Genomic DNA, 8070 nt, shown 5'->3' with positions numbered 1-8070 from the left:
TGTCGATACAATTCAACACATTTCTTTTTGTATTCAAATGAATAGCGCATAAAAATACCCCTTTTACTTTTGTCCAGTAAAAGGGGTACATATCAGCTTTTCATTTACGTTTCAGCAGGAGGGGTCCGTTATATATTATTATTCAGATGCACCCATCGTAAAGCGGATGGTCTTTGAATAAGAAACATCGCTTCCCAGGTTCCAGCTGAAGGTTGCCGCACTGTCCTCTCCGGAAGAAAGACCACTCTCTGCGGAAGAATCAAACATATTGTTTATAAAGCTTCCTCCGTCATAAGTTCCGTACCAGATATTATCAGCATCCGTTACGTTGTAGGCATTTTTAAGACATACAGCAAAAGCATATTCCTTACCGTTCATCGTAAAGCCGCTGTTTGTTTCTACAACTTCTACACTGTCATTGTCTGCATCCGTTGATTCATCCAGAGTTCCTACAAGAGTATCTATTGCACCACCAAGAAGAACTTCTTTTCCAGTGTTGTTAGTAAGATTCAATGTAAGCTGAAGATACGGGGTATCTCCCTCATATACAAATGAAGGTACAACTTCAAGCGTTACATCAGGAATTTCTTCACCGGTACATTCACTTACGTCTACCAGAGAAGAAGAGAATTTATAGAATTTCTCTGAAACCCCTTCTTCATTGAGCTGTACACCATAATTCGTACCGTCAATATTAATTACAAACTGAAGTCCTGATGCACCGAAGCTACTTTCATACCATACAGGGTCTGAAGAAGTAAGGGTGCTGGATCCTACAATATCAATTCCGCCGAATTTTCCTACAAAAGGAGAACTGCTGTCTGAAATTACAGAACCGAAGCGGTAGCCCAGCCCCTTTTCAAATTCCGATGGAACTTCATAAGAATATTCAGAAGTAGTCGTATATTTGTAAGTTTCTGTAATTACCGTATAAGACGGAATGTCAAAACTTGCTGTATAAGTAACCGGTTCAACAGAAACATCCTGTGCCTGAACGGTATAAGTTACGGTTATTGTTGTTCCCATATTATTGATGTAGAAGTCATACGGAATTGTATAAACTCCGTCAGAAACTGATGCACTGCCGTCAGAAACAATATCCGTGCCATTCATTGTAAGGGAAGTTTCAGTTATTGTTGCCTTTGAATACTTAACAGGAGTAATTATAATACTTCCGATATAGTTAAGGCTTGCACTGAGATCAGTATATGTATAAGTTTCAGGACTAAATGAACTTCCCAGAATTGTTCTGTTATCACTGTCTGCATCTTCATCAGAACCATTCTGTATGATTCTGAGGGAATTAAGCTGTGCCGTCTTATCAGCTTCTACGTGAACTACCATATAGTATTTGCGGCTTGAAGAACCGTCTTCTGATTCAACATAAACAGTAAACAGAAGAGTTCCTGCATCATCTCCGCTCATTGTGTGACTGTAAGAAACGGAATATATTCCGTCTGCAACAGTTGTTTCGTCAGTCCATGAAGCGGCTGTTATTGAATCATCATCTGCAGAAATATCAGTACCATTGCTGTGACGCATTGTTATCTTTACGGAAGCTCCGCTGGAAACAGCCTGTGCTGCAACTTTTAAGGTTCCTGCATCTACTGCATAAGCCTTTGTTGAAGCAAGATAATAATACGTACTTCCCGTCATGCCTGCAGCCCAGTCACTTGCAAATGCAGAAGGTACAGTTCCGGCAAAGGACAGGGAATTAAGACGGGACTCGCTGTCTGAAGCACGTATAATGTAATAAACATATTCCTGATAGCTTGAACCGGCACTTCCGCCGTTTGAAACCTTAAACTTAAGGGTTGTTGTTCCCACCGGTAATTCAGTTGCAAGAGTATTTCCGCCGTTTACATAGTTATAGCCGTCAATTGATTCAGAAGCATTTCCTATGTTAATGAGCCACTTAACGATATTCTCACCTTCAGTAACATCATAATGATGAAGCGTCCAGCCTGCATCCTGACTTTCCGTAACGGCAGTTCCGTTTACATCAGCAGTCTGAACACAGGATTCAACTTCAATGCTTTCGTTCTGCTGGTTTGTCGTAAGGTTCATCTTAAGGGAAGATACTGTATTTGGAAGATAAATATAGTACGTCCATGGAGTATAAACACCTTCTCCGCCGCTGCCGGAAGATTTTACCCCGTAAGAAACCGTAGAAAGATCCGGCTTAACAAATTTATATGTTATTCCGCAGATTTTAACTGTTGTAGTACCGTTCGGAAGATCAAGAACAGAGCCTGTTCCGCCGCTTACCTGACCCAGCGTAAAGGTATAATATCCGTCTGATCCGTCAGCAAGATATTCACATTCACCATCAACTTCTGTAAGAGTTACGGCTTCCGGTGCATAACCTGTAAAAGAAGTGTTTTCTGAATCATTTTTATGCTCAGTATTTACAGCCGTATAATAAACCGGCGCATCTTTATCAAGAGGACGCACGAAGAATTCAAGTTTATCTGCAAAGGTTGTTACATTTACTGTTTTTGCAGCAGCAGTATATGCAACATCAGCTGTAGAAGTAAGATTCAGGATTTTACTTACGTTATACTCACCGTTTGTACCGAGAGTTTCGTATGTTGCCCTGACTACAAGAGCCGTAAGGTTTGTATTTGCATCGCCGGCTTTTGTTATTTCAACTTTATGATAAGTAGTATCTGCCCGTTTTGAAGATTCATATCCGGAAGATGTACGGTGATAATATTCATCACTGACGGTTTTAATCCAGAGAACACGGGTTATTGCTGCTGTATTTTCATCCCCTAAAGTCACAGACTGACTTAAAGCAGAAGAAGCCTGGCTTGTTTTTGTAAATACACTGCTCCATTCTTCTGGAAGTTCCGTTGCGGAAGAAGAAACGCCATACCAGGCTGACGTACGTTTGTTAGTCGGAACTGCAGTAAATTCAAGCTCAGTAACATCAACCCTGGAGTCAGCACTAAGGGTCATTGCATACTTTGCAGCAGCAGATTCAGTTGAACCGGAATATGAAGAGTCAAAAGTAAAGCCCTTTACACCGTTGGCAAATCCTGCTTCCAGTGTATATATAATAGAAGAAAGTGTTGTATCTCCATCCTCAGGCTTTTCTACATAAATTGAATAAGTTCTGCTGATGCCGGTTTCATCTGTAACCGTAAAGGAAATACGGGTTTTGCCGCCTACAAGTTCTACAGTAAGACCATCTGTACCCGGAACTGTACCATATTTTGTAATTACGGCTGCATCTGATATTTCTGCCCCCATTGCTTCTGCAATAGCTTCAATAGAAAGTTTATCTGCAGTTTCATCAACAGTAAGTGTATACGTTGTAACATCAGGGCTGAATGCCGGAGAAAGAACAGCTGCTGCTTCTTCCTCATCACTGGAATTTATAATCGTTACATCAAGGCTTTCAAGAAGTGAATAATTTCCCCCTGCTGAGCTTGATGAATCATAAATATTACGGGTAAGTATAATTGAATAAGTGCTTGTTTCTTCTCCACCGGAAGTAATGGTTGCAGTTACTTTCGTAACGCCATAAGGAATCATGGCTGCAATTTCGTTATTTATTCCGTCTGAAGTTGATTCATATTCTATTATATTTGCACATTCAGTTTCTGACTGTCCGGAAACATACTCCTGAGTATAGGTTTCTCCGGTAATGTCATCTGTTACTGTAGTTTCTGAAGTTACGGTTTCAAACTCTTTTGTCTGAATTACAGTCCAGGTAAGGTCTGCATCTGTATCTGCAAGATAGCAGCGGAATTTCATGCCGTCAGTTCCATTATCAGAAGCATCTACCGTAAGAGGATATTCCGTTACATCAGGATCAAAACTTATGTGATTGAGAGAATAATCATCTTCTGCACTGAGAACAACAAGTCCGTTATCCGTAACTGTAGAAAGATTTTCGCTGCCGGAAGAGATAATGTTTATTTTTGTAGAAACCCTCTTCTTCATAAGGGTGACTGTATAAGTCGTTGAAGAATCTTCATCGTCAAGAGAAGTTGCAGTTACAGTTACAACTGTAGTTCCGTATGGAAGGTCTCCCAGAAGAACAGTACAGCCGGAAGAAGAACCTTCTGTTTCTGTAACTTCAAGAGAACCTGCTTCTATAAGGTCTGTATTCTGCTCAAGATCCTTAAACTCTCCTGCAGTCTGAATTGTATAAGTTACGCTGCCGTTTTCAACTTCGGTTATTTTAGAAACATATTCCTGAGTCTGAACAGCAGTCCATGAAGTAACGGTATAGTCCGGTTCCTCAGGATAAAACCTGATGTTTACAGGATCATTTGCTCCCGTAAGATTCTGAACGGTATAATTAAGTACAGTTGAACTGTAATTTATAAGGTTTCCGTCTTTTCCGTTTGCCATTACTACAAGCCCGCTGTCACCTGCAGAAGTATCAGAAGAAGATGCTGTAGTAATGATATAGCGTTTTGTAAGGGTTATTTTATACTGAGAAACAAATTCAGAAAGATTACCCTGTTCATCTGTATTATATGCGGTAACCGTTGCATAAACTTCTGTTACGCCATAAGGAAGGTCTGTTCTAAGGGAAGTATTCTCCTCAGAGATATACTGCATGTACGGAGAAGTTCCGCTGTAAGTTTCATCGCAATTTATAAAGCTGAATTCAACCGGAGTTTCCAGGTCTTCCAGGTACTGGTCTGTAACTCCGCCTTTATTGTCATCCCATACAGGAACGTATTTTTTAGTCTGTACGGCTTTCCATGCAAGTTCCGCATTGTCGTCAAGAAGATAGCACTTAAAGACAACAGGATCATCTCTTCCCGTAAGGTCAAGACTTGTATCAGCACCGGTAGAGTCTCCGATTTCATAATTGAAAACGGTGCTGCTGTAATTGATTGCATTGCGGGACGGATCTGTTGCCTTAAGAACTACAAGTCCGTGATCCGTAACATTGCTTTCATCACTGGAATCTGCAAGAGTAATTACATATTCCTTTGTAAGGACGATTTTATATTCAGAATAATAATTGTCATCATCAGCTGTTACACGGCAGGTTACAACCGTTACACCGTAAGGAAGGTCAGCCTGAACAATGCTTCCATCAGAAGACTTTACTTTTACAAGATTAACTTCTGTTTCTTCATCAAGCTTCTGCGGATACTGTCCCTTAATTCCGCTGTAGGTTATTTCGTTACCGTCAGAATCTTCAAAAGTACAGGTTTCTGTTTCCGGAACATATTTCCAGGTCTGTACTGCAGACCATGTTACCACCGCATGAATGTCATTTGTATAACATCTGAACTGAACAGGATCATCTTTACCTAAAAGAGTGACATTTGTACCGTTTTCGTAGGTTACGTCATAGTCTTCATAACCTTCAGGAACAGCACCTACAAAATACACGCTCTGCTCTTCACTGTAAGTAATCTGATTATGAGCAGTATCTGTGTTTTTTATTACAACAAGACCGCTGTCAATTTCCAGGTTTGTGCTTGCAACTGGTTTTAAGCTGTCATCACCGGTTTTTTCCGTACCGTCATCATTATAAATATTTTCAAAAAGACTTGAGCATCCTGAAAAAAATCCAGTAAATGCTGCAAATGCCGTTATAATAGTAAGGATTTTTGCTGTACATTTCATAAAATCTGCCTCTTTTTTACCTGCTCTATTAAAGCTTTATTCCTGTTTTGTTACGATGAACTCTACGCGGCGGTTTTTCCACCAGTTTTTACGGTCTTCCCATTTTGCAATCGGGTTAGCACCGCCTTTTCCTTCATATGAAAGGAGGTTTTTATCCAGACCCCGATCTGTCAGAAGCCCTACAATTGTCTGAGCCCTGAGTCTTGATAAAGGAATAAGCTCATTTATATTTTCACGCTCAGTATTTGAAACATTGTTTGCATACCCTTCTACAGTTACGTTTACATTTCCGTGAGTCTTAATCTGGCGGGCAATACTGTCCAGAGTTTCTATATTTTCCTGACGCTGTTCTTCTGAAATCTTATTGAAAGTTGCCTTATCTGCATCAAAGTAGATAGTATTTACAATAATCTTCCACTTCTTATTAGGAATAATTACTTCCATAAGAATTCCTGTGGTAATTATATCTGTAGAAACAAGAACTTCTTTTTGAGTGCGTTCCCTGTCTCTTTCATCAGGAATTACAGTCAGACGCACCGTATATGTGTTGCGGGAGAATACAAGTTCCCCGGAATCTGATTTACCATCCCACCTAAGATTTTCAGGAAGCTCACCTTTTCCTGTCCAGGTTTTAAATTCGTTGTTCTGGGGATCAAGTATTTCTACCTTCCAGCTTTCTGGAGAATATTCAAGATAATCCGTTGTAAGAGAAAGAGTTGCAGTATCAGCAATTCCGTCTTCATCAGGAGTAAAATCTTCTTTTGGTGATGCTGTAATAAGTGCAAAAGGCTCCGGCCATGAAGCTATCATTTCTTCATAAGCCAGACGCTTACGTTCCTGACGATTCTGAATCATTCTCTGCACGTCGTTTACAACTCCCAGCGGATACATTCTTATTCCTCCATAAACTCTGGCATAACCGGCAAAACCACCACCGATACTTGTGTCATAAAATGCGTTATAATCAATACCGATAAACGGTACAAACATATCTGTACCTAAAAAAACAGCTGTTTCCAGGGAAGCACGATAAAAAAGACAGTTTGCTCCCGGCTGTCCAAGTTTTACGCTGGTCATTCTTCCATCTTTTTTTGCCTGCTCCGAGCGATAATAATCCGTAGTTATAAAATTAACACCGGCACCTGCCCCGGGAATAAGTTCCAGCCATCCCGGAAACCAGGATACCATCTTTTTTGAGATTATCTTGCGGATACGGAATTCGACTATATTTGTCTTAAAATTTTCCATGAGGGCCTTTTCCGTCTTACCTTCACCCCACATATCATGAGTATAGGCAAGCCCCAAAAGCCATCCCTGCCAGTTATATCCGGCAACTGCAAAAAAACTTCCGCCGTAGCTGGTCATAGGTATAGTACCCTGACTGAAGAATTCCATAGGAAAGTTCAGTGCTCCCCCTGCCTCCACAAATACATGATTAGGCTGGATAAGTTCTCTTTCCGGAAGAAACTTTCCATTGTCAGGCTCTGCAAAAAGCCCAGTTGTTAAAAAAGCAATAGTTAATAGTAAAAAAAATCGTCTCATTATTTTGTTTTTGTATGTAAAAATTCGGTTAAGTTATTAAAATTAGCGGAAAGGATTGTATAAAATTAAAAATATGCCGTCAATAGAATTTTATTGAAAAAAGTGTTATTTCTTTATATTTTTATGAAAATATTAGAAAACTTATGAAAACCTTAGAAAATTATAAACAAATTGTAATATTTAAGCGAAGTTATTGTTGATTGCAATGCAATACTGTAATGAATAATAAGAATTATGTCCACCCCGTACACATAAACTGTAAACACTTCAGTAAAAATGAGGTTTAATTTTCATTAAATGATGGTTTAATCGAAGTCAGTTATTCTCAGAAAGCGGTTTTATATTGCCTTTTTTTATGTTTTCTTTAATTATTGTGTCTGTTATTTCAAAAAGAGTTTCTGAACCTGCCCTGGTCTTGCTCTGTCTGCCGTAAACCTGTTCCGCAGTAACATTATGGGCCCTCCAGTCATCTCCGTTATTGCTATTATTAAGCATAAGAGGCTGAAGATTATCCATTGCCCTGACAAACTTTGCCTCAGGAGTCTGAGCTTCCTCAAATTCTTCAAAAACAGCAGCCAGCTCTTTCTTCTGATCATCTGGAAGCAGAGAAAAAATCCGCTCTTTTGCCTTTTCTTCCCGTTCCTTCTGGGTCTTTTTGCCCTCTTCGTCATAAGCATAAGTATCACCGGCGTCAATTTCTACAATATCGTGTATCAGACACATAATCATAACTTTTGCTATGTCTATTTCCTGATTGGAGTGTTCCTTTAAAATATATGCCATTATAGCCATATGCCAGGCATGCTCTGCATCATTTTCGTTGCGTCCATGACCGGAAAGATGTGTCTGACGGAATATATTCTTCTCTTTATCTATTTCAAGGGCAAATTCAAGCTGTTTTTTCAGTCGATTATTCATGTTCTT

General features: G+C 39.7%; 3 protein-coding genes. All 3 read right to left on the bottom strand.

Annotated elements, in window-relative coordinates; genetic code table 11:
- Positions 1 to 138: 138 nt before the first annotated feature.
- A complete protein-coding gene (locus HNP77_RS11705) occupies positions 139 to 5604 on the bottom strand; it encodes a cadherin-like beta sandwich domain-containing protein (protein WP_184653580.1) in 5466 nt (1821 codons plus the stop codon).
- A gap of 36 nt (positions 5605 to 5640) precedes the next feature.
- Complete coding sequence (locus HNP77_RS11700) at positions 5641 to 7146, bottom strand: OmpA family protein (protein ID WP_184653578.1); 1506 nt, start codon at positions 7144 to 7146, stop codon at positions 5641 to 5643.
- Between the two features lie 315 nt (positions 7147 to 7461).
- Entirely contained in the window at positions 7462 to 8064 is a 603-nt protein-coding gene (locus HNP77_RS11695; RefSeq protein WP_184653575.1) for an HD domain-containing protein, read from the bottom strand.
- Positions 8065 to 8070 lie beyond the last annotated feature (6 nt).

This window comes from Treponema rectale, assembly GCF_014202035.1.
Taxonomy (GTDB): Bacteria; Spirochaetota; Spirochaetia; order Treponematales; family Treponemataceae; genus Treponema_D; species Treponema_D rectale.
This window is presented reverse-complemented; position numbering and strand designations above follow the sequence as displayed.

Bases quoted from the DNA above. Each gene is read 5' to 3' on its own strand.
- HNP77_RS11705 (WP_184653580.1), bottom strand. From the start codon at position 5,604: ATGAAATGTACAGCAAAAATCCTTACTATTATAACGGCATTTGCAGCA.
- HNP77_RS11700 (WP_184653578.1), bottom strand. From the start codon at position 7,146: ATGAGACGATTTTTTTTACTATTAACTATTGCTTTTTTAACAACTGGG.
- HNP77_RS11695 (WP_184653575.1), bottom strand. From the start codon at position 8,064: ATGAATAATCGACTGAAAAAACAGCTTGAATTTGCCCTTGAAATAGAT.